The sequence below is a fragment of the Streptomyces sp. B21-105 genome (assembly GCF_036898465.1).
In the GTDB taxonomy this organism is placed as follows: Bacteria; Actinomycetota; Actinomycetes; order Streptomycetales; family Streptomycetaceae; genus Streptomyces.
This window is the reverse complement of sequence record NZ_JARUMJ010000001.1, coordinates 8,663,494-8,688,941: the sequence shown is the minus strand read 5'-3', so window position 1 is coordinate 8,688,941 and position 25,448 is coordinate 8,663,494. Positions and strand designations below refer to the sequence as shown.

Annotated in this window: 20 protein-coding genes and 2 pseudogenes; 8 read left to right on the top strand and 14 right to left on the bottom strand. The window is 73.4% G+C overall.

Features of this window, described 5'->3' with window-relative positions; all coding sequences use genetic code 11:
• Window positions 1-45: 45 nt before the first annotated feature.
• Window positions 46-678 carry a hypothetical protein gene (locus tag QA802_RS38880; protein ID WP_334533143.1) on the top strand — a complete coding sequence of 211 codons (633 nt, stop codon included), beginning with the start codon at window positions 46-48 and terminating at the stop codon, window positions 676-678.
• Here QA802_RS38880 and QA802_RS38875 read toward each other — a convergent pair.
• The 5 genes and pseudogenes from QA802_RS38875 to QA802_RS38855 form a co-directional block, all read right to left on the bottom strand.
• Window positions 671-3,510: pseudogene (locus tag QA802_RS38875) on the bottom strand (DUF5682 family protein). The gene QA802_RS38880 and the pseudogene QA802_RS38875 overlap by 8 nt on opposite strands.
• Complete coding sequence (locus QA802_RS38870; protein ID WP_334533140.1) at window positions 3,507-4,631, bottom strand: ATP-binding protein; 1,125 nt, start codon at window positions 4,629-4,631, stop codon at window positions 3,507-3,509. The pseudogene QA802_RS38875 and the gene QA802_RS38870 overlap by 4 nt, the downstream one beginning before the upstream one ends.
• A complete protein-coding gene (locus QA802_RS38865; protein WP_443042323.1) occupies window positions 4,628-6,226 on the bottom strand; it encodes a VWA domain-containing protein in 1,599 nt (532 codons plus the stop codon). The genes QA802_RS38870 and QA802_RS38865 overlap by 4 nt, the downstream gene beginning before the upstream one ends.
• An 8-nt stretch (window positions 6,227-6,234) precedes the next feature.
• Window positions 6,235-7,575 carry a hypothetical protein gene (locus QA802_RS38860; RefSeq protein WP_334535176.1) on the bottom strand — a complete coding sequence of 447 codons (1,341 nt, stop codon included), beginning with the start codon at window positions 7,573-7,575 and terminating at the stop codon, window positions 6,235-6,237.
• A gap of 111 nt (window positions 7,576-7,686) precedes the next feature.
• A pseudogene (locus QA802_RS38855) lies at window positions 7,687-8,151 on the bottom strand (hypothetical protein); the annotation flags it as partial.
• A gap of 288 nt (window positions 8,152-8,439) precedes the next feature.
• Between QA802_RS38855 and QA802_RS38850 the strand changes: the two are divergent.
• Window positions 8,440-10,695: an ATP-binding protein gene (locus QA802_RS38850; RefSeq protein ID WP_334533134.1), complete on the top strand. Its 2,256-nt coding sequence runs from the start codon at window positions 8,440-8,442 to the stop codon at window positions 10,693-10,695.
• Window positions 10,696-11,053: 358 nt separating this feature from the next.
• Window positions 11,054-12,028 (top strand): helix-turn-helix domain-containing protein, encoded by a 975-nt coding sequence (locus QA802_RS38845; RefSeq protein ID WP_334533132.1) that lies wholly within the window; start codon window positions 11,054-11,056, stop codon window positions 12,026-12,028.
• A gap of 1 nt (window position 12,029) precedes the next feature.
• Here the strand turns inward: QA802_RS38845 and QA802_RS38840 are convergent, their stop codons facing one another.
• The 3 genes from QA802_RS38840 to QA802_RS38830 all read right to left on the bottom strand — a co-directional run bounded on the left by QA802_RS38840 (window position 12,030) and on the right by QA802_RS38830 (window position 13,894).
• On the bottom strand, window positions 12,030-12,383 hold the full coding sequence (locus tag QA802_RS38840) for a hypothetical protein (RefSeq protein WP_334533130.1): 354 nt from the start codon (window positions 12,381-12,383) through the stop codon (window positions 12,030-12,032).
• Between the two features lie 24 nt (window positions 12,384-12,407).
• Complete coding sequence (locus tag QA802_RS38835; protein WP_334533128.1) at window positions 12,408-13,013, bottom strand: flavin reductase family protein; 606 nt, start codon at window positions 13,011-13,013, stop codon at window positions 12,408-12,410.
• Between the two features lie 128 nt (window positions 13,014-13,141).
• Entirely contained in the window at window positions 13,142-13,894 is a 753-nt protein-coding gene (locus tag QA802_RS38830; RefSeq protein ID WP_334533125.1) for an anti-sigma factor antagonist, read from the bottom strand.
• A 126-nt stretch (window positions 13,895-14,020) separates the two neighbouring features.
• Here QA802_RS38830 and QA802_RS38825 point away from each other — a divergent pair, with 126 nt between their 5' ends.
• Complete coding sequence (locus QA802_RS38825; protein ID WP_334533123.1) at window positions 14,021-14,341, top strand: helix-turn-helix transcriptional regulator; 321 nt, start codon at window positions 14,021-14,023, stop codon at window positions 14,339-14,341.
• Between the two features lie 296 nt (window positions 14,342-14,637).
• A complete protein-coding gene (locus QA802_RS41815) occupies window positions 14,638-16,455 on the top strand; it encodes a C40 family peptidase (RefSeq protein ID WP_443042241.1) in 1,818 nt (605 codons plus the stop codon).
• Window positions 16,456-16,496: 41 nt separating this feature from the next.
• Here the strand turns inward: QA802_RS41815 and QA802_RS38815 are convergent, their stop codons facing one another.
• Window positions 16,497-16,670 (bottom strand): hypothetical protein, encoded by a 174-nt coding sequence (locus QA802_RS38815; RefSeq protein WP_334533121.1) that lies wholly within the window; start codon window positions 16,668-16,670, stop codon window positions 16,497-16,499.
• A 202-nt stretch (window positions 16,671-16,872) separates the two neighbouring features.
• Here QA802_RS38815 and QA802_RS38810 point away from each other — a divergent pair, with 202 nt between their 5' ends.
• The gene (locus QA802_RS38810) at window positions 16,873-17,508 is read left to right on the top strand and encodes a class I SAM-dependent methyltransferase (protein ID WP_334533118.1); all 636 of its coding nucleotides are present in this window, start codon (window positions 16,873-16,875) and stop codon (window positions 17,506-17,508) included.
• A 35-nt stretch (window positions 17,509-17,543) separates the two neighbouring features.
• Here QA802_RS38810 and QA802_RS38805 read toward each other — a convergent pair whose 3' ends face one another.
• From QA802_RS38805 to QA802_RS38790, 4 genes are all read right to left on the bottom strand, one after another.
• Window positions 17,544-18,116, bottom strand: a complete 573-nt coding sequence (locus QA802_RS38805; protein WP_334533115.1) for a phosphatase PAP2 family protein — start codon at window positions 18,114-18,116, stop codon at window positions 17,544-17,546.
• On the bottom strand, window positions 18,109-19,500 hold the full coding sequence (locus QA802_RS38800) for a diacylglycerol/lipid kinase family protein (RefSeq protein WP_443042240.1): 1,392 nt from the start codon (window positions 19,498-19,500) through the stop codon (window positions 18,109-18,111). The genes QA802_RS38805 and QA802_RS38800 overlap by 8 nt, the downstream gene beginning before the upstream one ends.
• 218 nt (window positions 19,501-19,718) lie before the next feature.
• Complete coding sequence (locus QA802_RS38795) at window positions 19,719-21,803, bottom strand: DUF1996 domain-containing protein (RefSeq protein WP_334533112.1); 2,085 nt, start codon at window positions 21,801-21,803, stop codon at window positions 19,719-19,721.
• Window positions 21,804-22,021: 218 nt separating this feature from the next.
• Entirely contained in the window at window positions 22,022-22,825 is an 804-nt protein-coding gene (locus tag QA802_RS38790; protein WP_334535174.1) for a hypothetical protein, read from the bottom strand.
• A 277-nt stretch (window positions 22,826-23,102) separates the two neighbouring features.
• Here QA802_RS38790 and QA802_RS38785 point away from each other — a divergent pair, with 277 nt between their 5' ends.
• Entirely contained in the window at window positions 23,103-23,603 is a 501-nt protein-coding gene (locus tag QA802_RS38785) for a cupin domain-containing protein (RefSeq protein WP_334533109.1), read from the top strand.
• 346 nt (window positions 23,604-23,949) lie between these two features.
• On the opposite strand, the gene QA802_RS38780 is transcribed toward QA802_RS38785, so the two are convergent.
• Entirely contained in the window at window positions 23,950-24,486 is a 537-nt protein-coding gene (locus tag QA802_RS38780) for a cysteine hydrolase family protein (RefSeq protein ID WP_334533107.1), read from the bottom strand.
• Between the two features lie 198 nt (window positions 24,487-24,684).
• Between QA802_RS38780 and QA802_RS38775 the strand changes: the two genes are divergently transcribed.
• Window positions 24,685-25,371, top strand: a complete 687-nt coding sequence (locus QA802_RS38775) for a lipoprotein (protein WP_334533105.1) — start codon at window positions 24,685-24,687, stop codon at window positions 25,369-25,371.
• Window positions 25,372-25,448 lie beyond the last annotated feature (77 nt).

Below are 25,448 nucleotides of genomic sequence, written 5' to 3'. Positions count from 1 at the left end.
CGGCCCGACGAGCGTGCCGCCCTCGCCGCGGACCCCGATCCCCGAGTGCGCCTGTCCGTCTCCGTCCATCCCGCCTGGAGCGAGCGGGAACGGTCCGCCATCGACTACCAGGTGTCCCAGCACGGCGACTTCGGCTTCCGCTACTGCTCCGCGACGCCGCGGGACGCCGGGGCCGTCCGCCGGGACGCGCTCTCCGGCCACCCGCTGCTGCGGCGGGACGCCGCTACGGAGCGCACGCTGCCTTCCGACCTGGTGGCCCTGCTGGCCGCCGACGACGACCTCGGCGTCCGTGTGCTGCTGGCCCAGAACCACCCGCACCCCCCGGCCGGACTGCTGCTGCGCTGCTTCCTCGAGTACACCGGCGACGAACGCGAGCGTCTCCTGACCCGGCCGGGCTTCCCGAGCGAGGGCCTCGCCGCCCACGCCGACGACGCGGACCCTGCCGTCCGCCGGCTGGCCGCCCGCGATCCCGGGACCGCACCGCACACCGTGGAGCGGCTCACCCGGGACCCCGACCCCGCCGTGCGGGCCGCCTTCGCCCGCCACCCGAACCTCCCCGGGCCTCGGCTGACACAGCTCCTCGAGGACGAGGAGCTGGTCCACCACGCCGCCGCGAACCCGGCGTTGACCGCCTCCGCGATCCGCCGCCTGGTCACGTCGTCCCTGCCTGTCAGCTGACGGCCAGCAGCTCCTCCAGCGCGGTGGCGGTGGCCGGATGGCGGCCGAGGAGGACCGCTCCGGACGAGGCGGGCCCCGCGGTCTCCCACTCCGCTTCGCAGCCCAGCAGGTCCGCCAGGGCGTCGCAGACCGCCGGGTGGGCGGCCAGGAGCGGCAGCACGGCGCCGCCTCCGGCTTCCTCGCCGACCCGCGGACGCACGCCCGGCGGGTCCTGCGGCAGCCGCCACGGCGGCACCCAGGCGTCCAGCTCCGGCAGCCGGGCGGGGAAGACCCGGCCGGCCTCGCGGATCAGCAGCGGCGCCTGCTCGGCGCCGCCGGCGCGCAGCGTGCCGATCAGCGTCGGCAGCCAGGGCAGCAGCACCCGGTCGGGAAGGCGGGCGAACGCGTTCGACACGGCCTCGACGACGAAGTCGGCCAGGCCCGGCACCGGTTCCAGGGCGTGCACGAACCCGCTGAGGTAGCGAGGGTAGGAGGGGACCACCAGCGGATTGCCGAGCAGCTCGTCGCAGCGCGCCCGCAGCTGCGGCCTCGGCAGTGTGCCCAGGTGGGTCTGGGCCGCCCACAGCAGTGCGGTGCGCGCGGGGTCCGTCGGATGGGACTGGGCGAGGGACAGTTCCAGCTGGGCCCGGTCGCAGCCGAGTGACAGCGCGAGGCTCTCCATGCCGAACAGGAAGCCCAGCATCGCGGCGACCTGACGGACGGTCGCGTCCTCGTCGGTGAACGCCGTCGGCAGCAGGGTGCAGTAGTGCGCGTAGCCCGCCTTGACGAAGGACTCGATCCAGGGCGGCAGGACCGGTTCGGCGGTGCGGTAGTACGCCAGCAGCCGCCGGACGCGGCGCAGCACCTCCGGCGCCCCGTCGACGGAGCGTTCGTGGGCCAGCACCTCCAGGGCGCGGGTGCCCAGTTCGTCGGCGAGGCGGCGGCTGCGCAGGTAGAGAGTGGCGTCCTCGACGGCCTCGAGGACCTCTGCCGCGGTGGCCTGCGGGGCGTACGCGGCGCGCCGCAGCCGCTGTTCGAGGACCTGCTCGATGCTGACGCCCTCGTAGCCGAGTTCGATCAGGGCGCGCTGATGGGTGCCCAGCGCCAGGTCCCAGGACTCCTGGACGGAGCGCTCGCCGAGCCGCAGTTCGCCCATGATCGGCCGGGCGGCGCCCTGCGGCAGCAGCCGGCGCAGCATCCACAGCAGGTCGGAGCAGTGCGCCAGGTCCGGCTGGGAGGCGATGTCCAGCAGGGCGCGCTGCACTCCGCGCTGCTCGAGCCTGAGGTTCAGCGGGGCGAGGCGGTCGTGCACCTCGCGGGCGAGCGGCGGCAGCGCGTCGTAGCCGACCTGGCCGAGGCGGTCGCCGCCCATCATGATCTCGACGAGCCGGCCCACGTCCCGGCGGCCGGCACGGCGTCCTTCTCTATGCAGGTGACGGCCGCGTCCTGGAAGTCGTACGGAGTGGGCTTGGCGCGGTCGCGCATCCCGGCGAGCAGGATGGACGTCTCGAAGACGGCGATGGCGTCGGCGGTGGAGGCGAGGTAGCCGCCCCGGCGGGCGGCCCGCACGATCTCCACCGACCAGCCCAGCAGTTCCGCCTCGTCGAGGGCGTCGAGGGCGGGCGGGCGCCGGAGGAAGCCGGTGAGCCGGTCGGCGGGCGGGGGCGCGGGTTCCGGGGCGGCGGCGGGCGGGGCCTTCTTCGGCTGCGTGGTCTTCCTGGTGGTCTTCTTCGTGCCCGCCTGGCCGTCCAGGCGGTAGGGGGGGACGCCGGTGCGCTTGACGTTCTTCGCCCATTCCGCCGCCGCGATGGACACCGAGCCTGCTGCGAGGCCGAACTGCGCCTCGATCGCCGCGTGGCTGGACGGGATGAGGCCGTGCCGCCATCGGGTGCCGCTCGGCGGGCTGATGACGAAGCCGTCGCTGCCGTGCACGCCGAACTCAGCGACGCGGCTGGCCGCGTGGAAGGCGCCGCAGACGTAGAGGCAGTCGGCGGGGTCGGCGCCGGTGGCGGCGAGGTGCTCGCGCATCCTCGTCCACATGTACCGTTCGCGGTCCTCGTCGACCCGCACCCTGCCGGGGTCGCCGGGGGCGAGACGCCGGAAGAGGCTGCCGATGAGCAGCATCACCTGACGGTAGGTGTCGTGGTCGCTGTCGCCGAGGGGCAGCTCCACGTACTGGTGCCACCACTCCGACCAGTGCCGCACCCTGCCGTGACGCAGCAGGTGCTCCTCCAGCTCGGCGAACCGCGGGCGCAGGTCGCCGATCTCCACCCCGACGGCGTCGCCGTGCAGGGCCGCCGGCTGCTCCTGCGTCTCGGGCAGGTCGGCGCCGGCGCCGGCTTCGGCGTCGGCCCCGGTGTCGGCCTCGGCGTCGGTGCCGGTGTCGGCCTCCCACTGGAAGACGTGGTCGGAGGAGCGGTCGACGAGGATCAGTTCGACGCCCGGCGTGTCGAGGGCGTAGGCGATGGCCTGGTACTCGGCGGAGGCCTCGGTGACCGGCGCGACCACCGACAGCGGCGACCAGTCGGCGGGGAACCCCTCGATCTCGGTGGCGAAGGACTGCACCGCCACCGGCAGACGGCAGTTGCGCAGCTCGGTGAGGAGCGGCGCCATGTCCTCGCACAGCTCGAGGTAGACCACCTTCGGCTGCTTCTCGCGCAGCCGGCGCGCCATGGCGATCGCCGAGGCCGGCGAGTGGTGGCAGACCGGGAAGATCTCCAGCGGCTCGCGCACGGCACGCTCGACGTCGTCGACGATCCCCCGCAGGATGCCCTCCAGGGCTCCGGGTCCGTCGGCGAACGCCGTGGCGGCCTCGTGCAGTTGACCGCGCAGGGCGTCGAAGGCGCCGCTCATGACAGGGTCGCGATGGCGTCGCGGCCGCCCTCGAGGAACTCGGGCCAGGAGCCGCCCTGCTCCTTGCTGCGCGGTTCGACGACGCCATGCAGGTACTTGTTGAGGATGGCGAGGTCCTCGGGCGCGCGCCGGGCCAGCGAACCGACGAGGGAGGAGGCGAGGGTGCGGGCGGTGAGGGCGCGCTCGCCGAAGAAGTTGCTGTGCAGGACGGCGTCCTCGAGGACGCCGATCTGTTCGGCGGTGGACAGGGCGGACTCCAGCTTCTCGTCGTCGCTGCCGGCGGCCGCCGAGGAGGCCCGCAGGTCGGCGAAGCTCTGCAGCAGCACGTCGAGCAGGGTCGGCGGGACGTCCAGCTCGATGCGGTGGCGGCGCAGCAGTTCCTCGGTGCGGAAGCGGACGATCTCCGCCTCGCTCTTCTTGTTGGTGACGACGGGGATGCGGACGAAGTTGAAGCGGCGCTTGAGCGCCGAGGACAGGTCGTTGACGCCGCGGTCGCGGCTGTTGGCGGTGGCGATGACGGAGAAGCCGGGCTTGGCGAACACGATGTTGTCGCTGTCCCGGTCGCTGCCCAGCTCCGGGACGGAGATGTACTTCTCGGAGAGGATCGAGATCAGCGCGTCCTGGACGTCGCTGGTGGAGCGGGTGAGCTCTTCGAAGCGGCCGATCGCGCCGGTCTCCATGGCGGTCATGATCGGCGAGGGGATCATCGACTCCCTCGACTGGCCCTTGGCGATGACCATCGAGACGTTCCACGAGTACTTGATGTGGTCCTCGGTGGTGCCCGCGGTGCCCTGCACGACCAGGGTGGAGTTGCGGGAGATCGCGGCCGACAGCAGTTCGGCCAGCCAGCTCTTCCCGGTGCCCGGGTCGCCGATGAGGAGCAGGCCGCGGTCGGAGGCGAGGGTGACGATGGAGCGCTCGACGAAGCTGCGGTCGCCGAACCACTTCTGGGCGATCTCCCGGTCGAGGCCGTCGGCGCGCTCGGAGCCGAGGACGAACAGCCGGACCATCTTCGGCGAGAGCCGCCAGCAGAACGGCTTGGGGTTGTCGTCGATCGACTCCAGCCAGTCGAGTTCCTCGGCGTACTTGAGTTCGGCGGGGGCGCGCAGCAGGTCGGTCATCGGGAGGCCTTTCGGGATGCGGGGTGTGCGGGTGCGGATCGGGTGAGGAACGTCTTGAGCTCGTGGACGAGCTTGTCGATGCGGCCGGAGATCACGGGTGTGCCGAGCGCCTTGAACCGCTCCCGGAACCAGGGGTTGACCTCCTGCCGGCCGGAGCTGGTGACCGAGCCGACGGGAATGAACTTGACGCCGGAGCGGTGGACTTCCTCGATGCCCTCGAACAGCGGCTGGGAGCGGTCGAACTCGTAGAAGTCGGAGATCCACACCATGACGGTGTTCTTGGGCTCGGCGATCTTCGGGCGAGCCATGGCCATGGCGACCGGGCCGTCGTTCCCCCCGCCGAGTTTGGTGCGCAGCAGCACCTCGAACGGGTCACGGACCCAGGGGGTGAGGTCGAGCGCCCGGGTGTCGTACGCGATCAGGTGCACGTCCACCTTGGGCAGTCCGGCGAAGATCGACGCCAGGATGGTGCAGTTGACCATGGAGTCGACCATCGAGCCCGACTGGTCCACGACCACGACGAGCCGCTGTGGCGTCGTCCTGCGGGCGGTGTGCCGGTAGTAGAGGCGGTCGACGTAGAGGCGTTCCTCCTCGGGGCTGTAGTTGGTGAGGTTCTTCCAGACGGTCCGGTCGAGGTCGAGGTTGCGGTAAACGCGCTTGGGCGGCACCGAGCGGTCGATCGCGCCGGCCGTGGACTTCTCCACCTGGGTGCGCAGCACGTCGGCGACCTCGTCGACGAAACGGCGGATGAGCGCCTTGGCGTTGGCCAGAGCGACACCGGAGAGGTTGTTCTTGTCGCGGAGCAGTTGCTCGACGAGCGACATGCTCGGGGTGAGCCGCGCGGCCAGTGCGGGGTCGGCGAGCACTTCCCGCAGGTGCATGCGCCGCACCAGGTCGGCTTCCACGTCGGCCAGTTCCGGACCTATGCCGGGGACGAGGCCGCCCGCGCCGGGGGCCGGGCCCCGGCCGCCGCGCAGCTCGCCCGGGCGGCATCCGAGGGCGCGCTCCAGCCAGCCGGCGTCACTCTGCCAGCGCGACAGTTGCTCGGCGCTGACGGCTCCGGCGCCCGTCGCGAAGACGTTGAGCAGCACCTTGGACACGAGCGCGGCCCGCCGCACCTCGTCGCCACGGTCACGGCCGTCGCCGCCGACGTCTCCGGCTCCGGCTCCGGCCTCTCCTTGGGCTTGGGCTTGGGGTTCGGTTTCGCTTACCGCTACGGCTACGGCTTCGGCTTCGGCTTCGGCTTCGGCTTCGGCTTCGGCTTCGGCTTCGGCTTCGGCTTCGGCTTCGGGGACAATCAACCCGTCGAACTCCGAGGCGAGTTCCGGGTGACGCTGCACGAGGGAGTCCACCGAGGACTGCGGGTCCAGCAGGGCGGCCGGCAGGCCGATGTCCTCGACGACGGCGAGGCTCGCGGACTCCAGCGCGATCTGCTCCTCGGGGTCGAAGAGCCGGGCCAGCAGCCGCCAGTAGAGAACCTGGCGGCGGTTGTCGTCGGGGACCACGGTGTCTGCGATGACCGTGGGAACTGGAGGAACCGGGGGAACCGGGGGAACCGGGGGGACCGGGGGGACCGGGTGGACCGTTTCCGGCATGTCGTCGCTCATTTCCGCAGCAGCCTTCCCGCCCGTTCGCGCAGGACGGTGACGGCGTCGGTGGCGGCCTTCTCGGCCCGGGCGCCGGCCTTGTCGGCGGTGCCGCCGGCCCACGCGCCCGCGTGCAGGGCGACGGCTTTCCTGCGCACGGTGGTCTCGACGGCGAACGGCTGAAGACGCAGCCCCCCGTCGTCCCAGCGGAGCAGGCCCACGCAGGCGCGGGAGCCGGCCACGGCCTCGGGGGTGAGCGGCCCCGCGGCCGGGATGCGGTCGGTGTCGACGGGAAGATCGCGGCCGGCGACGGTGAAGATGACGGCGTCGCCCTCCTGGCGCCGGTCGTAGCCCTCCAGGAACACCGGCTCCGCGAGGCGCGCCGGATGCCGGTTCAGGGGCGCGGTGGGCAGCGCGACGGCGGCCGGCAGGACGACCCGGGCAGTGGCGAGGGCGTCGGCGGGGTCCCCCGGGCGGGCCCGGGTGTCGTCCCAGAGGAGGTCGCCCTCGTCGGTGAGGGGCATGGCGTCGAGTTCCATCGACCGGCCCTCGCCGAGGGCGGTGAGCAGCGAGAGGTGCGGCCGCAGCAGTTGCCAGACGCCGGCTGCGACGACGGTGTCCGGCTTCGGCGCCGAGACGCTCGCGCGGACCAGCAACGGCGCGCTGCCGTCGGCCGGTTCGAAGACCGCGTGGACCTGGGCCTGCGCGGCGGTGGCGTGTTCGTGCAGGTCGACGCCGAGCGGCAGGAGCCGGCCGGTGGCGGCGCGGGCCACGGGGGTGTCGGCCGTACCGGGGGCGGTGAGCAGCAGGGCGCGGGACCACAGGTCGGCCCAGCGGCGCTCCGGGACGTGTTCGAGGGCCGCACCGGGGCACGAGGCGGCGAGTTCCGCGGCGAATCCGTCGAGCAGGGTGGCCAGTCGGCGCAGTCCGGGTTCCGGCAGCATGGCGGAGACGATGGGGGCGGCTCCGCCGGCCAGTTCGTGGTCGATGCCCTGCCAGCCGGTGCGGGCGAGGTCCGCGAGCCAGGTGCGGGCCGCCGCCATCAGGTTCACCGTCGTGCGCGGGCCGGCGGTCGTCTGCGCGGGCTCCTCGCGGAGGCGGCCGCTCAGTTCGTCGGCGCACACGACGAGAGCGTCGTGCACGGCGCCCAGCAGGGCCGCGCGGGCGGCGGCGAGGGCGAGAAGGTGGTCCTCGCTCGCGGAGCCCGCCGCGGCCTTCTCGGCCGCCTCCGCCACCCGTGCGGCCAGCGGGCTGCCGCAGACGGCGCGGGCGAGGCCGTCGAGTCCGCCGACCCGGTCGGGGCGGGGGCGCAGCAGACCGGCGGCGAGGGCGTGGTCGAAGGCGTCGACCGCGGTCAGCGCCTCGTCGAGCCCTTCGACGGGTGCGGCGGTACGCTCGGTTCGCGCCGCCTGACCGGCCTCGGGATCGTGCGCGGTCGCCGCCGGGGCCGTCGCCGCCGGGGCGGTCTGCGCGCGGGTCGGCGGGAACCACTGCAGTTCCGGCAGCGGCACGGTGACGGGGGCGAGCTCCAGGTAGGCCAGGTGCCGCAGGAACCTGCTGAAGACGGGGGCGGCGGTCGCCTTGCCGTCCGCCTGGGGCGGGCGGGCGCCGGTCATCGCGACGGCGAGCGCTCCGGCGTCGGTCTCCGGGCCGGCGGGCTCCACGCGCAGGTAGCGGGCGACGCGGTCGGCGCCGTACTGCAGCACGGCCTCCGTGATCAGGGCGCGGATGTGGTTGCAGAACGAGCCGCGCGCGCCGCCGCAGGGCCGGTTGTTGTTGGTGCTGCACGCGAAGGCGTAGGTGCCGGCGGCGACCGACGAGACGTACACCCGCTCGATGTCCGAGCCGCTGGAGACGACGCCCTGCAGGCGTCCGTCGGCCAGTTCGACGAAGGGGACCTTGGCGAGTTTGCGCGGCCGGGCGGGCGGCACCACCCGGGCCGTGCTCGCCCTCTCCCAGTTCTCCCGGTCCGAGAACACACCATCTCCTTTGCGGCACGCGGCTGCACACGCCGACTCGGCGCAGCACAAGGGGGGTCGTCGCACCTGAGCGGCACGACACGAACGAACTTAGCGGCGACCACTGACAATGCCGTGCGCGACGGGAGGCAGGCCGCGGTCCGTATGCCGGGCGGCGCGGGCTCGGGCGTTCCCCGCCCTCCTAGAATGTCGTGATCATGCCCGGGGGTGACGGCAGGGGCACGACGACTTCAAGGGGCGGGATTGAGCGGGGAGCAGGCGGCGTTCGGGTCGCTGCTGCGGGAGTTACGGCTGGCCGCGTCGCAGACCATCGAGGGCCTCGCGGAGGCGTCGGGGGTGAGCGTACGGGGCATCGGGGACCTGGAACGCGGGCGGCGGGCGGCTCCGCAGCGCCGGACGGTCGCCGCCCTGGCGGACGGTCTGGGTCTGGACGAAGCGCTCAGGGGGCGGTTGCTGACGGCCGCACGGGCCGGGCGCGGCCGCGGCTACAGCCCGGCGGGGGTGCGGGCGTTCCCGCGGGGCGTGGACGACTTCGTCGGCCGGCGGGAGGAGCTGGCGCGGCTGGTGGAGCTCGCCGAGCACGAGGCGGCCGTCCAGCCGGTGGTGGTGGCGGTGTCCGGGCCGCCGGGCACGGGCAAGACGACGCTGGCGCTGCACGCGGCGCGCGCTGTCGCCGACCGGTTCCCCGACGGGCAGTTGGTGTTGGACCTGCGCGGCACGCACGAGGACGCGCCGGGTCCGGCCGAGCTCGTGCTGCGGGTTCTCAAAGCGTTCCAGGTCGCCGACCGCGACCTGGCCCAGGCCGGCCCGCAGGGGCATCCGGCGCTGTACCGGCGGCTGTTGGCGGAGCGGCGCTGTCTGCTGGTCCTGGACGACGCGCGCGACGAGGGGCAGGTGCGTCCGTTGCTGCCGGCCGCGGGCGCGGGCCTGGTGGTGGTGACGAGCCGTCGCATGCTGACGGGGCTGGACAGTGTGCACCGGCTGCCGCTCGGCGAGCTGGAGCCCGGGGCTGCGGCGGAGCTGCTGACCTCCCTCGTCGGCGTCGAACGGGCCGCCGCCGAGCCGGCCGCCCTGCGCGAGGTCGTCGAGCGGTGCGGGCATCTGCCGCTCGCCCTGCGGGTGGCGGGCAACTGGCTGGCCGCACGCACGGGTTGGAGCGTCGGCCGGCTCGCGGAGCGGCTCGCGGGCGAGGAGCGGCGGCTGGACGCGCTGGCCGCCGGGGACGTACGGGTGTCGGCGGCCTTCGATCTGTCCTACCGCCAGTTGACGCCCGGGGCCGCCCGGCTGTTCCGGCGCCTGGCCCTGGTGCCCGGGCAGGACACGGCGGCGCCGGGCGCCGCCCGGCTCACCGGTCAGTCGCTGTTCGACGCCGAGGACACGCTGGAGGAGCTGGTCGAGACCGGGCTGCTGGGGGCGGACGGCGACCGCTACCGTCTGCACGACCTGCTGCGGCTGTACGCCCGCACCCGGCTGGAAGCCGAGGAGAGCGCCCAGGACGTGGACCGGGCCCGTACGGCTCTCTTCCGGTGGCTGCTGGAGACCGCGGTCGTCGCGGGCCGCTGGTTCGAGCCGGACCACGGCGCGCCGCCGCCCGGGTGGCAGGGCACGGTGGACCTGTCGACCGCGGCCAGGGCCCGCGCCTGGCTCCAGGCGGAGGGCGCCAACTGGCTGGCCGCCCTGCGGGCGGCCGACGCGGCCGGCGAGCACGCGCGGGTGGTGGAGGTGGCCGAGGCCCTGCACTGGTTCTCCGACCAGTGGATCTTCTGGGGGCACTGGCCCGAGGTGTTCGGGACGGCGGTCCGCTGCGCGCAGGCCCTCGCTGATCCGCTCGTCGAGGCCACCCAGCTCAACTACCACGCGTGGGCGCTCCTGTTGTGCGAGGGCCGCCACCACGACAGCTTGCGGCGCTCGGCCGAGGCGATGGCCGCCGCGGAACGGGCGGGCGACGCCGGCCAGCAGGCGTGGGCCCACATGTACCGTGCCTGGGCGTTCCGGGAGATGGGCGATTTCGGCCCGGCCGCCGACCATCTGCACCACGCCGGCCGTCTCTTCACGACCGTCGGCGACCTGCACGGCGGGCTGCAGGCGCGGCAGGCTCGGTCCGTCGTCCTGGAGAGGCTGGGTCTGGCCGAAGAGGCACTGGCGCTGTACGAGGACACGCTCGTGTTCCTGGAGCGGGCCGGCGACCGGCTGGAACCGCACATCGCCGAGATCTCCCGGATCGGGGCGCACGCGGGTCTGGGCAACTGCTTCGGCCTGCTGGAGCGCTGGCCGGAGGCGGTGGAGCAGTTGACGACCGCCGTCGCGATCTGCCGCGCGAGCTGCAACACGGGCCTGGAGAGCCGCCATCTCGGCCTCCTCGGTGACGCGCTGCTGTCCGCGGGGCGTCCGGCGGAGGCACGCGCGGTCTTCGCGCGCTGTCTCTCCCTCGGCGTCCACGCCGACCCGCGCATCGTCGCCGAGGCACGCGACCGCCTCGCCCGCCTCGACGCGCCCTGACCCGTGCTCCGGCCCCTCTTCCGGCCGTTGCTCGGCCCGTGGTCCAGCCCGTTGTTCCGGCCCGTGCCTCGTCCCCGGTCCGCCGTGGCACGGGACGGGAGGCTGCGCATCGGCGGGCGAGGCCCCCTCGTCGTGCCGCCCATCCTGCGCCGCCGGAAGTCTTCGTGTCTTGTCCCTGAGCGCACCGCGCTGTTCTCTGCGCGCACTGCGGGCGGCCGCGCCATGACCCGTCCCGTTTCTGCCTGCTTCCTGCCTGGAGCCCGTCGTGGAGCGCTGCTTGGCTGATGACGGCGGGATGCGGCGCCCTTTGTCGGCCCGCGCTCCCCGTCGGTAGCGCACAGAGGGAGAGGAGAGCCAGGTGGCCCTGGTGCTGACGACTGCTTCGGTTCCCGTCGGGGAGAGGCTCGCGTCCTGGCAGGACGCGCTGGGGGGAGCACTGGCGTCGACAGCCGTGAGTCCGAGGCACGACGGCCCGTTCGACGGCCGGGTCACCACCGGGCGGCTGGGATATCTGCGGATCGCCACGATCGAGGCCGACGCGCAGCAGGTGCGCCGCACGAACCCGCGCCGCACGGACACGGTGCCGGCCGACGACGGCGTGGCGGTCGGCGTCCAGACGGCGGGCACGGCGACGCTGGTCCAGGGCGGCCGACGCGTGTTCGTCGACGAGGGCGACCTGATGGTCTACGACACGGCACGGTCCTTCTCGCTGGACTTCCCTCGGCGTTTCGCCCTGCGCGTGGTGCATCTGCCCCGGCGGGCGGTGGGTCTGCCGCAGGAGGAACTGGGACGGGTGACGGGGACCGCGATCCCCGGGCGGGAGGGCCTGGGCGCGTTGATGGCGAACTTCCTGACCTCGGTGACCGTCTCGGCCCCGCCCTGGGCCCCGGCCGCCGCCACCCGGCTGGCCATGGGAATGGTGGATCTCTTCGGCACCCTGGCCGACGAGCGGATACGGCGGGCGTCGGCGCGGGAGACCCGACCCGGGGAACACCTGGTGCTGCGCGTGCGCGGCCACATCGACGAGAACCTCGGGGATCCCGGCCTCTCCCCGCAGACCGTCGCGGCGGCGCACCACATCTCCGTGCGCTATCTGCACCGCCTGTTCGAGAAGGAGGGCGTCACGGTCGCCCGGCTGATCCAGCAGCGCCGGCTGGCGCGGTGCGCCCGGGAACTGACCCGGTCCGACGCCTCGGCGCCCACGGTGTCGGCGGTCGCCCAGCGCTGGGGCTTCGCCGATCCGGCTCACTTCAGCCGGGTCTTCAGGGCCGCCTACGGGCTGTCCCCGCGCGAGTGGCGCGGAACGCGGGGGGCACTGCTGCCGACCGGCTGACTCACGAAGCGGTGCGGCCGCGGCCGTACTTCCAGGTGCACGCCGCCAACGCCGGCCCGGCGACCGTCGCCGCGGCCACCGTCCCGCGCGAACCGCGGGTGAGCACCGAACCGGTGGAGCGGGCGGACAGCACCGAGCCCGCGCTGAGCCAGGATCCGGCGGAGGCGACGGACAGGGCGGACCCGACGGACCCCACGGACAGGAAACTGCCGACAGAGGCGACGGACAGGGAACTGCCCACCGAGCCGACGGAGAGGAAGGAGTTGACGGAGCCGATCGACAAGGCCGAGTTCTTCGACCACAGCGAACACCAGGACCCGCCGGCCCCGTCGCCCTTCGTCACCCGTCTCGTCATGAGCCGATCCTAGAGGCGGACCGGTCAGGACGGCGGCCAGTCGCGGTAGCGGACGCGGGCCAGGTCGTGCACCTCGCCGACGGTGCCCCACTCGTTGCCGCCCAGCCTCGACAGGGGCCGCAGCCGTCGGATGTCGGGGTGGCCGTCGACGACGGCGTCCTCGTGCACGGCGGCGTGCACGACCTCACCGAGGACCAGGGTGCAGTCGCCGAGGACGAGGGTGGAGTGCAGACGGCACTCCAGCGCCACGGGGGAGGCCGCCACCCGGGGTGGCCGCACCCGCAGGGAGGGCTCCCGCTCGATGCCGACCGCGTCGAACTCGCTCTCGTGCGCGGGGAAGTCGGTGGCGGTGGCGTTGATCTGCTCGAAGAGCTCCTCGGGTGCGAAATTGACGACGAACTCGCCGGTGGCCTCGACGTTGCGCAACGAGTCCTTTCGTCCGACGGACGTGAACTGGACGATCGGCGGGTCGGTGCAGGCCACGGTGAAGAACGAGTGCGGGGCCAGATTGGCGGTGCCGTCCGCCGCGAGGGTCGACACCCACGCGATCGGCCGGGGTACGACGACGGCGGTGAGCAGCCGGTAGAAGGCGCCCGCGCCCAGGGCTTCGGGATCGTGGTCGACGCGCATGACGCCAGTTCTACCCCAGAACACCCCGGACGGCGGAACCGGCCCGGACAGCGAAAACGGGCCCGTGCGGGTGGAACCGGCCCGGGCGGCGGCCACCGCGGCGACCGCCGCCCGCGCTCGCTTCCGCCCTAGGACCTGACCTCAGCGACCGCCGCGGTCACCGCGTCCGGCAGGGCGCCCGGCCGCGCGCCCGGCGGCGGGTTCCCCTGGACGGCGCCGACCAGGTCCCGGGCGAGCCCTCGCACCGTGCCGTCGGTGTTGCGGGCGGCCAGGACCAGGACCCGCCATGCCTCGTCCGCGCTCAGCCCGAAGGACGCCATGAGGACGCCGCGGGCCAGGTCGATCACCGGACGGGTCCGCAGTGCGCGTCGCAGTCGTACGAGCTCGAGGCGCAGGTGCGGCGGGAGGCTCCGGTCGAGCGCCTCGTCGGCGGCGCTGCCCTCGGCGGCGTCGCCGGCGCTGTGGGTGGCGCTGTCCGGACCGGGGGCGGCGGCGAACAGCGCCCCCGTGCCGGTCAGCGTCAACAGCCGGTCCACCGCCGGACCGACGGAGCGCAGGACGACCGTCCTGCCCTGCCGCAGGCCTTCCTCGCGCACGCCCAGCAGCACGTTCAGGGCGGAGCAGTCGCAGAACACGACACCGTCCAGCGCCAGATCGATCCCGTCCTCCGCCGCCTCGAGCGCGGCGCGCAGGGCACGTCCGAGGCGCTCGGCCGAGTCGAGGTCGAGCTCCCCCCGTACCGTCACGACGACCCGCTCCCCGTCGGTACGGACTCCGATGTCAGGCCCGGGCGTCGCCCGAACGGGGCGCGCGTCGCGGGACTCCGCGCCCGTGCGCGCGTCCTCGCCTCCGGCGTCCGCGTCGTATACCGGTTCCGGCATGACCGCCTCCCTCGGTCACTCCACATGTCCCCTCAAGACTCACCCTCCGGCGGTCATACGTCAATAGATACACGAAATGAAGTTCCGGCCTTTGTGTACATGAAAGCTCGGACCTAAGATGACCCCATGGAGGGAGTGCCCGAGCCACACAGCGGATGGACGTTTCTGACCAATCACGCGCGCGTACTCGCGGTCATCGCCGACAACCACAGCGCGCGCATCCGGGACATCGCCGCGCACTGCCGGCTCACCGAGCGGGCGGTGCAGAAGATCATCGCCGACCTCGAGCAGGACGGCTATCTGTCCCACACGAAGGAAGGGCGCAGCAACATCTACCGGATCGAACCCGGCCAGGCCCTGCGCCATCCCGCCGAAGCGGGACTGAGCGTGGCGGCCCTGCTGTCGCTGCTGGCCCACGACGAGGCGGGCCGCCTCCGGCCGCCGTAGGACCGGGGCGGACCGATCCGTCACCCGTGACCGACAGGCATCGACCGCGCACGGTCGGACGCCAGGATGAGCCACGACATCGGCACGACGTCGGGACGTCGAGAACAAGAGACGAAGGTCACGAATACGTATCGGACATTTAACACCTCAATCTTCACACCAGGCACACAAGTTGGCTAAGTTGACGCCAGGCCGTTCGACTGCCCGTCAGGGCAGGGGGCTTGGGTCACCCGCAACAGGGGTCGCCCGGATTCCGCCGCAACAGACCGGCGGAGCACGGAAGGAGAACGTCTTCCATGGCGACGGATCGCAGCCCTCGGTCCCCAGGCGGCAGCAACGAGCCGAGCCGGGCAGAGATCCAGCAGCGTGTCAACTCGCTGTACGACCGGGCCGAGACCGACACGGGCACGTACAACGCCACGCGCGCCATGTCGAACCTCTCGCGCCGCACGGTCGGCTCCGTCGCCAACAGCGGCCGCGGATCGGCCGATCCGTCGCTCGAGGCGGTGGCCAAGCAGTGGTTCGACGTGGCACGCGACAAGATCGGGCCGACGACTCCCGCCGTGCTGCCGGACGATCGCCGACCGCCCCGTCCGGCCCGGCCCGTATCCTCCGCCGACAGTGCGACGATCCGTGAACTCGAAGCGGCGGCGAGACGGATCCCGGAACTCACCGGAACCCCCGTGGCCGCGCCGCCCGCAGCGATCGAGCCGCGCCGCAGCGAGCCCAGGGCTCTGGAGGCCGCCGCACCGGCCGCGCTTTCCGCACCCCTCGCCGCCCTCCCCGCAGCGGCCGCGCTCCCTGCCGCTCCCGCCACCGCGACCTCGCCCGCCGCCGCTGCTGCCGCTCCCGCGGACCGGCAGGCGTCGCTCAAGAGCACCAAGGAACGGATCGGGCGCAAACTCGCCACGGCCCGTGAGGTGCTGGCCCGGGCCGGCGCCCAGCCCGCGCCCTCCCAGCAGCCCATGCTCACCGCGTTCATCCCCGCGCAGCCCACACCCTCACCGTCGACGCAGCCCCTGCCCGTGACGACCGCGCCGCTGGGCTATCCGCCCGCCGCCGGACCGCAGCAGGCGACCGGCCCGCAACCGGTCCAACCGCCGGCGCAACAGCCGGTCCAGCAGCCCTGGGGCACCGCGGAACAGCAGGCGTTCCGTGCGGAGATCACCGCCGCGTGGGCGGGAAAGCCCGCCACAGCTCCCGCCGCCGCACCGGCGGCCGGCCCGCAGAGCATCCTCGACACCGGCGGATTCTCGTTCGCCGCACCGGCGTCGGCGTTCTCGGCGTCCGACATCGCCCTGGTGGAACCAGCGCCCGACCTCGGCGTCGCGGAGGAACCCGGCGCCGGCACACCGTCGTTCGGCTACCCGATACCCGGCCTCGGCGCCGCACCGGAGTCGGGCTTCGCGACCTCAGCGACCTTCCCGGCCTTCCCGACGGATGCGGTCGCACCGGGCCACCTCGTGGACGAACTGGGGCCGGTGCCGCCGTCCGCGGGTTACGCGTACCCCGGAGTCCCGGTCACGGCACCCGAGTTCGGCTACGCCGCGTCCGGTGCCGCGCCCGCCCAGGCCTACCCCACGTCCGGACTCGGCCTCCCGGCGCCCACGCCGGACACGTTCACCACCGGTCACGGCCATCAGACCTCCGTCGGCCTCGCCGCGCCCGTGGCCACGCTTCCCGAGCCCGTCCGGCCGGCCGCCCCCGCCCCCACCCCCTCCGACGTCACCGTCGGCACGACCGGGACGGCCTACCTGGGCAAGGCGGACAAGGCGCTCGCCTTCGCCCGGGCCCAGACCGGACGGCCCTGCGTGTGGGGAGCCACGGGACCGGAGTCCTACGACTGCTCCAGCCTCACCCAGGCCGCCTGGAGGGCCGCCGGGGTGAGCCTGCCGCGGGCCGCCATCGACCAGGCCAAGGCCTTCACCCGGGTCAGCCTGGCCGACCTGCGCGCCGGCGACCTCGTCTTCTTCTTCGACGACCTCAGCCATGTCGGCCTGTGCACGGGGAACGGCATGATGATCCACGCCCCGGGTCCGGGCGCCGCCATTCGCGAAGAGGCGATCCTCCCCTACGGCGAGGGCGCGCTGCGCGGCGCCGTCCGCCCCGGCTGAGGCCGGCCCCTCAGCGCGCCGTCGCCCTCGACACCGTCCCCTCAGCGCATGGCGGGACGGGAGCGCGCCTGTGCCCTTCTGGCGTTGTTGTAGGCGCGCAGAAGGAGCTTGTTGACGGCGCACGGCGCCCCGTCGTAATGGCACTGACGGCATGTGCGGGCATGCTCCTCGTATGCCGCGCGGGTCTCCTGCAAGGCTTCCTCGGATGAGGTCATGGGGGGGTCCTCCGAACGAGACGACGGTCCGCGACAGCCACGACTACTCGCCAGTAGCTTCGCGTCAGGAGGATTGGATCATGTTACTTACGGTAGTGGAAAACATGATTCCGGCCCGTTTCGGGAAGTCTTTCCGCTCACCTGGCGTGAACCGATCCGTGCGAGGCCTCCGGGACCCGCACCCCCACGAGGAGGAGCCGACGTGACGAGCGAGGACGACGGACAGCGCGCGGCGCGGGTGTTCGACGCACTGGGTCCCGCGTACGAGAAGGCCTTCGCGCACTCCGAGGCGCACCGCCGATCCCTGGACTGGCTGCTCGGACGGCTCACCCCGGACAGCGACGTGCTGGACGTCGGCAGCGGAACCGGACGGCCGACGGCGGCGACCCTGGCGGCCGCGGGTCATCGCGTGCTGGGCGTCGACGTCTCCCCCGTCATGGTCGACCTCGCCGCGCGCCAGGTGCCGAACGCCACGTTCCGGTGCGTGGACGTACGCCGGCTCCCGCTGCGGGAGCGCTCCTTGCACGCCGCCTGCGCGTACTTCTCCCTGCTGCAGATGGAACGGGCGCAGCAGGCCGAGCTCATCGGCAGACTGGCGGGGGCGCTGCTGCCGGGCGGCAGTCTCGCCCTGGCGACCGTGCCGGTGGACGTGGAGGGAGTCGACGCCGTGTTCATGGGGCAGCCGGTGCGGGTGACCAGCTACGCCCGGGACGGCCTCGTCGACGTCGTCACCGCCGCCGGACTCACCGTGCTGGACGAGGAGAGCGTCCTGTTCACCCCCGACCACCCCGAGGCCGGGCCCGAACCCCATCTGTTCCTGCACTGCGGCAAGCCGTAGGCCCGGCGGCGGACCAGGCCCGCCGCCGGCGGCGTTCAGTCCTTGACGCGGGCGGTGAGAGCCAGGACCAGCGCGGCCGCGCCCGTGCCGAGGACCGCGCCGGCCACCACGTCGCCCGGATAGTGCACACCGGTGTGGATCCTCGAATAGCCCACCGCACAGGCCAGCGCGCCGAGCGGGACCGCGGAGACCGGCAGCGTCGGGCCGACGGCGGCCGCGAAGGCGACGGCCGAGGCGGTGTGTCCGGACGGGAACGACGCCGAGTGCGGCATCGGCACGTGCCGGCCCGGGTACGGCGAGTCGTCCGCGCGGTGCGGCCGGGGCCGGCGCACGAGCTGCTTGCCGAGCAGGTTGGCGCTGGCCGAGGCCACGCCGATGGCCGCGACGCCGAGCACCGCCGCGCGGCGCGGGCGGCCGCCGCGCAGGGCGAGCGCGGCGGCGACCGCGAAGGAGATCTTGGAGTGGTCGGCGGCCGCCGACAGCCGGCGCAGCGCGGTGTCCAGGGTGGGCGTCCTGGTCACGGTGACCGCCTCGTACAGAGCCTGATCCAAAGTGGCGAGGTCGCCGACCAGTCGCCGGGCGGTCAGCTTCGCTGGGCGGTCAGACATCGTAGGCCTCCTTGATCGTGCGGGGGTCGGGATGGCCGAGTGCGAGACGGGCGACGCGCCGCCAGTCGACCGTGGGGGGCGCGTAGGTCGCGCCCGGGCGGTGCCGCGGCACCCGGACCCGCAGCGCGGCGGGCCGTACCGTGCACACCACGGGAATGTCGAGTTCGAGGGCCTCGCCGTCGACGGCCACCGCGATGCGCTCCCGGTCGGCCTCGACGACGACGCGCTTGGACGTCACCGAGGTGATGCTGCCCGCGCGCTCACCGAGCAGGGCGAGTTCGGCGGCCTGGGCCGCGCTCTCCACCCGCACCCCGATGACCCCGAGCAGCCCGGAGTCCAGCCGGGGGCGACGGCCGCCGCCCAGCGGGTCGGCGCGTGCGTAGGCGTTGTTGCTGACCAGCAGGGCCTGCGGCGCGCGGACCGCGGTGTCGTCCGTGCGCACGTCCAGAACCGGGCCGGAGGCGCCCTGCAGCAGTTCGGGCAGGTGGTCGAGGGCCGTGGCGGCCTTGGCATCGCGGTAGTCGGGACTCTGCACTATCTCCGCGTACGCCCCGAAGGAGACGGTGTTGACGAACGGCCGTCCGCTGACGTCCCCGAGGTCCACGCGCAGTTCGACGCCGCTCGTGAGGGCGTCGAGGCTGCGCACCGGGTCGGTGCGGTCGAGGCCGAGGTCCATGGCGAAGTGGTTGCGCGTGCCGGCGGCGACGACCAGGAACGGCACGTCGAGTTCGGCGGCCACGCCGGCCACCAGCGCCTGGGTGCCGTCGCCGCCCGCGACGCCGATCAGGTCCGCGCCTTCGGCGACGGCCCGGCGGGCCTCCGCGGCCGGGTCGACGTACCGGTCGTCGACGCCGAGCAGGATCACCCGCGCGCCGAGCGCCTCGGCGCGCGCCACGAGGTCGTGCTTGACGACCTTGCCGCCGCCCGAGCGCACGTTCATGATCAGGACGGGTCGGCGCGGCGGCGGGGTCCTGCGGCCGTGGGTGCCCTTTGGACGGCGCACGCTGCGCAACGCGGCCCGGGCCGACGCCAGCGCCCCCGCCCACAGCGCGAGCGCGCCCACCGCCACCGGCCACAGCCCCGACGTCGCGTACAGCACCAGCACGCCCACGGGCGCGGCCACCGCCAGCAGACCGCCGAGCAGCCGGGGCCCTCCTCGGTGCGCCAGCATCCACCACACGCCCGCCGCGGCGAGCGCGAGCAGGGCGAACCCGGCGAGCAGCACCAGCCAGCCGCCGGAACCGGCGCCGGCCATGACCACCGCCACGCATGCGGCCACCAGCACCAGGGCCAGCCGCGCCCAGCTTCGCGCGCGGGCGACGGCGTCCTGCTGCGCCGGGCCGACGTGTGGCAGCGCCCACTTCGATCTGCCTGTTTCGTTCACCGTGCGCCCGCCATGCTCCGAGGCTCCTTGTCGTGCGTGACAGCACCAACGATCTCGGTCAATTGTCCATGGCGCGGCGCCCTGGCGTGACCGCGCCCCCGGGATGCGGAGCCCGCGTCGGCGTTTCGGTCCGGGGCGGCGTTTCACGACCGGGGGCCCGTCGGGTGCGACGGGCCCCCGGTCGTTCGCCGTTCGGACGTCCGAGCGGACTCAGCAGCTCAGTTGCGCCGGGCGTTGCGGCGCAGGACGACGAAGCCGCCGATCACGAGCAGGGCGCCGAGCGCCCCCGGCCACAGGTTGGCGCCGGTCTCGGCGAGGCCGCCCTGAACCGCCTGCTGCTCGGTGCCGCCGATGACGGCGCCCGTGTCGGCCGGAGGCTGCGCCTGCGGCTCCGACCGGGACTGCTCCGGGGCGGACGCGGTCGGCGGAGCGGTGGCGGGGTCGCCGATCTCGCCGCCCGATCCCGCCGGAGGCGCCGAGGCGGCCGCCTTCGCCGACGGCTTCACGACGACGCGGGGAGCGTTCTTGACCGGCGCCTCCCGAGCGGGCTTGCCTGCGGACGGCTGTGTGCCCTGACCGTTGTCGTCGGCGTTTCCGGAACCGTTGTCATCGGCGTTGCCGCCGTTGCCGCCCCCGGCGTTGCCGGAACCGTTGTCGTCACCGTTGCCGGCACCGCTGCCCCCGGCGTTTCCGGAACCGTTGTCGCCGACGTTTCCGTTGTCCCCGTTACCGGAATCGTTACCACCGTTGTTGTCGCCGTCCCCGTTGTTTCCGTTGCCGCCGCCGTTCTGGCCGGCTCCGCACTGGCGGCCGCCGTTGATGCAGTCGACCATCTCCCGCATCAGGGACTCGTCGAAGACGTTGATGAAGTCGCCGTGGTCGGTGACCGCCTTGTGCAGCTGCTCGGGGAAGGAGTCCACCGCGAACAGCGGAGTCGTCTTGCCGCCGTCCTGCACGCTCGGCGCGTCGACGTCGTACACGATGCGCTGCACCAACTGCGGCACGGCCTCGAAGCCGGCCGGGCAGGAACCGTCGGCGCCGGAGAACGCCACGTGGGTGCGGTGGTTGGCGCTGTCGATGTTGGAACCGTCCCAGCAGCTCTGGAAGCGGAAGGTGCGCACCACGTCGCTGCCGGACGGGCAGAGCGGGTACTTGTCCTTGAGTTGCCGGTCCTCGAACCCGGTGCAGCTCCACGACGCGTTGGCGTTCGCCGTGCCGTTGACGAAGGCCTTCGCGTCGCCGGTGATGATGCGCAGCAGCCGCGGCATGGCCGTGACCTTGGAGCGCGGGTTGCCGACGAAGGTCAGCGTGACGTCCTTCGGAGTGATGATCTTGCCCGCGTTGCCCTCGACGCCGCCGCCCGGGCTCTGCGCGTCCCGTTCCTGGGAGCCGTTCTGCAGGCGCAGCACGGGCCAGTAGTAGGTCGACTTGTCGCCCTGGTCCACGCAGCTCGTCTCGGCCTTCGCCAGGTCGTCGTCCGAAGCGAAGGCGCTGTTCGACTGGTTGCCGACGTAGTCGTGGAAGTGGTGGGCGCCGTTGCTGACGCCCGGCGCCACGATCACGTTGTCCGAGTTGAACAAACCGTTGGCGTTGACGCCGCAACTGGTCACGAAGACCCCCCGGGAGGGGCCGGAGCGGGGATCGGGGCCCTGTTGCGCCGGCTGGACGGAGGTGATGTCCGCGAAGTCCGCGGCGACCGGACCGTTCCCGGCCTGTCCCCCGTTGCCCTGCTGACCCTGCCCACCCTGCTGATCGTCGCCCTGACCGCCTTGACCGCCCTGGCCGCCCTGACCGTCCTGACCGCCTTGACCATTGTCGCCCTGGTTCTGCCCGCCCCGCTGGTCGCCGCCCTGGTTTTCGTCGCCCTTGCCGTCGGCGCCCTCGTCAGCCTGGTCGTCGGAGGCGCGCAGCGCGCAGGAGGCCAAGGACTCGAGGCCCTCGGGGCGGTCGCCGACCCGGTCGATGGCGACCGCGATCCGTTCGATCGTCGCGCCGCGCTTCTCCTTGAGCGGGTTCATCACGGCGTTGTCGGCGAAGCCCGTGTCCTCTCGCACGGACCGCGCCGACTGCTGGAGTTGTCTGTAGGCCGCGGCGACCTGCTCGTCGAGCGCGGCGAGTTCGCGGTCGACCTCCGCGGAGGCCTGGTCCGGGACGGTCGTCAGCTTGGCGCCCACGTCCGGGCAGTCGATGGTGACGGCGCTGTTGCCGCCCTTGCGTACGGAGTTGCCCTCGGTGCCGTCCTCGGTCGCCGAGGCGTAGACATTCGCCGCCATCAGCCCGCCGCCACCGATAATGAGCGCCATCGCGGCGAAACCGGCTCGCCGTCCGCCCGTCGGTCGTCTGCGCCTGTTCTGTACCAAGGAATGCTCCTACGCGTCGTCGGCGGCCACGGACATGAGATCCCCCGGCCTCATACGCTGCCGGACGCGGAAGCGTTCAACGGCGCGCCGGATTCACAGCAAGTTCTCAGGCAAGCCGCGCGTCCCGAGGCTTCACCGCGCGCACCGGGCACCACGCGCCGTCATCCCGCCGGAGCGTCCCCGAGACCGGGCCGGGCCTGCCGCCTGCGGTCCGCGCACACCTGCAGCAGACCCATGACGACGGCGGCGGCCACGGCGATCAGATGCTCGCGGCCGGCCAGGTTGGGCCTGGCGATCGACTCCCACACCATCGAGCCGCCGGTGAGCGTGAACACGATGGGCGCGCGGCGGACCACGGACAGATAGGTGAAGAGCCCGACGACCGCGGCGGACGGACCGGTGTCGAGCACCTGTCCGGCCTCGGGCGGCAGTCCGAGGCCCCACGGGCCGGGTCCGATCGCCAGCATCACCCGCACGGTGAGGGTGCCTGCCAGGGTGGAGGCGTAGGCGATCAGCAGGGTCCTGCGACGTCCGAGGGCGAGCTCCGCCAGGGCGAAGGCGAGGAACAGCTGGGTGATGCCGGCCCACACCGGCAGGTCGAGGGCCGGGACGTACAGGGAGACCGGGGTGCGCAGCAGGGCCAGCCACAGGGGCAGGTCGCCCTGGACCCCGCCGAGGAGACGCACCGCCGCCGCGCCCACGGGGTGCTGGGCGATGCCGTGGAAGAAGATCACGCCCACGCAGGCGACGACCGCCAGCAGCAGCGCGGCGGGTCCGCGCCGCCTGAGCTGCCGCACGGGGTCGACGACGATGCCGTGCCACTCGCCCCGCAGCGCGCGGCCGACGAATGCGGCGGCTCGGCGGAGCGGGTTGCCGGGCGGCTTCTCCGCGGCGCCGTCGGCGCGAGGCTCCCCACCGGCGCGGCCCTCGTGAGGCCGCTCCACTTCAGGACGCAGGCGCAGCATGCTCATGCTCTCCCCAACCACTCGTCGCACGAGGTATGTGCGAGTCCCGCCTTGGGAGACGCAGAGAACGGGTGCCGGGATCACTCGGAGGGGCGACGTTGACTCCCGGTCACCCCGGTGTGACCCCGGCGTGACTCAGGTGGGTAGGGTCGCCGCTGTGGAACGCACTGACCAGCGGAACATGAACCCGGGCGAGTTACCGGACACGGACCCCCGACCCTGCGTGCCCCGGCGGGCCCGGTGCCCCGGACCCCCTGCCGTTCCCGGCGACCGCCTCGTGAACCGGCGGGCGCCCGTCGGAACCGGGCCCGCTGCCGAACCCTCACCGGTTCTGCTCGCCGACGGCCTCCTCACCGAACGGCTCGCCCTGGCCGCGCCGGAGGGCACCAGGGTGGTGGTCGCCGACTACGAGATTCCGCCGGGCGGCTCGCTGCCCTGGCATTACCACGACGGCCGGGTCGTCGCCGTCGTGAGGGCCGGGGTGCTGACCCGGACCCTGGCCGACGGCTCCGAGTGCGTGACGCCCGCGGGGGGCTGCATCGTGGAGCCGGTGGGGCCGCAGGGCGTCCACATGGCGGAGAACCGCGAGTCCGGACCCCTGCGCATCTGCGCCCTGTTCTTCCTCCCCCTGGACTGTGCGCTGTCTACGCGCGCAGAACCCCCGCCCGCGGCAGCGCGCGACCGACCGGACCCCGCTCGGTCCACGAACGCGAGCACGGACGGGACGGGGACGGGGGGACGGTCGAACGCGACCGATTCGCCCGTACGCCCCGGCTGACGCGTCAACCCTGCGGGCGGCGGACCGTCTCCTGGACGGGGAAGGTCTGGTCGGCGCCCGGGAGCCCCGAGGGGCTGTCCGGCCGCGACGGCCCGCTGGACGCTCGGCGGGAGCAGGGCGAGGGCCGCTGCGCGCCCAGCGCGCCCGCGGCCGAGCCCAGAAGTCTGTGGGGGGAGGCCGGCCCCCGTGCCCCCACGGGGCGGTTCACCGCTCGCCTCCGCCCGGGCCGGTGAGGCGGAGAGGGTCGCTGGCTGCTGGTCGCTGGGCTCCTGGCGGCCGGCGGATGCCGCGGGGTCGTGCCGCGCCGGTCGACGGTGGAGTCGACCGGCGTGCCGCGCCGGGCCGTTCAGGTCCACAGCTCGTCGCTGTCGCACACCCGGGCGCCCATGTTGCGCCGCATCATGGTCAGCGCGGCGTCCGCCAGTTCGGCGTGGATGTGGGCCACGGCGTCCCGCGGGACGGTCACCTCGAGATGGCGGATGTGGGCGTCGAGGGCCGAATAGAGCACGCACTGTTCCGTGACCTGCCCGCACAGCACGACGTGGTCGATTCCCTCCTGGTCGAGCAGGTACGACAGCGGGGTCTCGAAGAAGATCGAGTGCCGCGCCTTGACGACGAAGAGGGACCCCTCGTCCGGCACCAGCGGCTCGACGAGCCCGGCGTGCCGGCCGGCGAGCGCCCTGTCGAGGAGTTCGCCGTGGTGGGAGCGCCACTGGCCGAAGTTGTCGTTGACGTAGACGACGGTGACGCCTGCGTCGCGGGCCCGTGCGAGGAGACCGGCGATCACCGGGACCACCCTGTCGGCGGACGGCAGCAGCAGCTCCGCGTCCGGATGGTCGTAGGTGTTGATCATGTCGATGACGATCAGTGCGGTCTTGCCCATGCGGCTATGGGTTCCCGTTCGTCCCCTGCGAACGCCGATATGACGGCACGTCACTCGTGCGCCCCACGGGCTGCGGCCCGGTGGACCGAATCTCGGTGGCGAGGAAGGCCGACCCCTCGGTTACAGTTCTCCGCCGGCAACGCGCCGGCCCGGAGAGGAGACACAGCAGTGCGCTTTGGGGTGGGGAACGTGGGGGACATGGGGAAGCTGCGGCGGAGGACGACGTCTGCGGCCCTGGCGACAGGACTGACGACGGCCCTCATGGCGGTGCTCGTGACGGGGTGCGCGGCCGAGCGGCAGGGATCGGACTCCGTGACCGGGACGTCGGCGAAGGGGAGCGCCGAGGGGAGCCCTAAGGTCGCGAAGCGCGGGGGGTCGGTCGGCGAGGCCGGGTCCGCGTGTGAGCTTCCGGTCGCCTTCGACATCGCGGAGTTCTGGAAGGCCGAGGCCGTCGACGCCGAAGACTCGTCCTCGGCCGGCGGCGACCTGGCCGAGCTCGTGGACGCGTTCGCGCATCAGGGCCCGGTCACCATGGCCTGCGAGATCGACGCGAAACCGGCCGGCAAGATCGGGTTCCTCCGGGTGTGGACCGGTGCGCCCGGCAAGGCCGACGCGCGGACCGTCCTGAAGGAGTTCGTGGCCGCCGAGCAGGAGGCGAGCGGGGCCGTGTACCGCGAGGTCGAAACGGGTGACGTCACAGGCGTCGAGGTCGCGTACACCACCACGAGCAAGCTCCTCGAGGAGAGCAAGCAGGAGCACGCCTTCGCCGTCGCCACGTCGAAGGGCCCCGTCGTCCTGCACCTCGGTGGCATGGACACCGGCGAGCACAACGCGATGCTCCCCGCCTTCGAGCTCGCCAAGAGCACCCTGCACCTCGCCGGCTGACGCCCGCCCGCCGGCCTCCGGGAGCCGGTCAGCCGGTCAGCCGGTCAGCCGGTCAGCCGGTCAGCAGCGTGCGCGTG

Bases quoted from the DNA above. Each gene is read 5' to 3' on its own strand.
- QA802_RS38775 (WP_334533105.1), top strand. From the start codon at position 24,685: ATGGGGAAGCTGCGGCGGAGGACGACGTCTGCGGCCCTGGCGACAGGA.
- QA802_RS38840 (WP_334533130.1), bottom strand. From the start codon at position 12,383: ATGACGAGACGGGTGACGAAGGGCGACGGGGCCGGCGGGTCCTGGTGT.
- QA802_RS38815 (WP_334533121.1), bottom strand. From the start codon at position 16,670: ATGACCTCATCCGAGGAAGCCTTGCAGGAGACCCGCGCGGCATACGAG.
- QA802_RS38795 (WP_334533112.1), bottom strand. From the start codon at position 21,803: ATGGCGCTCATTATCGGTGGCGGCGGGCTGATGGCGGCGAATGTCTAC.
- QA802_RS38805 (WP_334533115.1), bottom strand. From the start codon at position 18,116: ATGTCTGACCGCCCAGCGAAGCTGACCGCCCGGCGACTGGTCGGCGAC.
- QA802_RS38790 (WP_334535174.1), bottom strand. From the start codon at position 22,825: ATGCTGCGCCTGCGTCCTGAAGTGGAGCGGCCTCACGAGGGCCGCGCC.
- QA802_RS38835 (WP_334533128.1), bottom strand. From the start codon at position 13,013: ATGCGCGTCGACCACGATCCCGAAGCCCTGGGCGCGGGCGCCTTCTAC.
- QA802_RS38830 (WP_334533125.1), bottom strand. From the start codon at position 13,894: ATGCCGGAACCGGTATACGACGCGGACGCCGGAGGCGAGGACGCGCGC.
- QA802_RS38780 (WP_334533107.1), bottom strand. From the start codon at position 24,486: ATGGGCAAGACCGCACTGATCGTCATCGACATGATCAACACCTACGAC.
- QA802_RS41815 (WP_443042241.1), top strand. From the start codon at position 14,638: ATGGCGACGGATCGCAGCCCTCGGTCCCCAGGCGGCAGCAACGAGCCG.
- QA802_RS38870 (WP_334533140.1), bottom strand. From the start codon at position 4,631: ATGACCGACCTGCTGCGCGCCCCCGCCGAACTCAAGTACGCCGAGGAA.
- QA802_RS38865 (WP_443042323.1), bottom strand. From the start codon at position 6,226: ATGCCGGAAACGGTCCACCCGGTCCCCCCGGTCCCCCCGGTTCCCCCG.
- QA802_RS38825 (WP_334533123.1), top strand. From the start codon at position 14,021: ATGGAGGGAGTGCCCGAGCCACACAGCGGATGGACGTTTCTGACCAAT.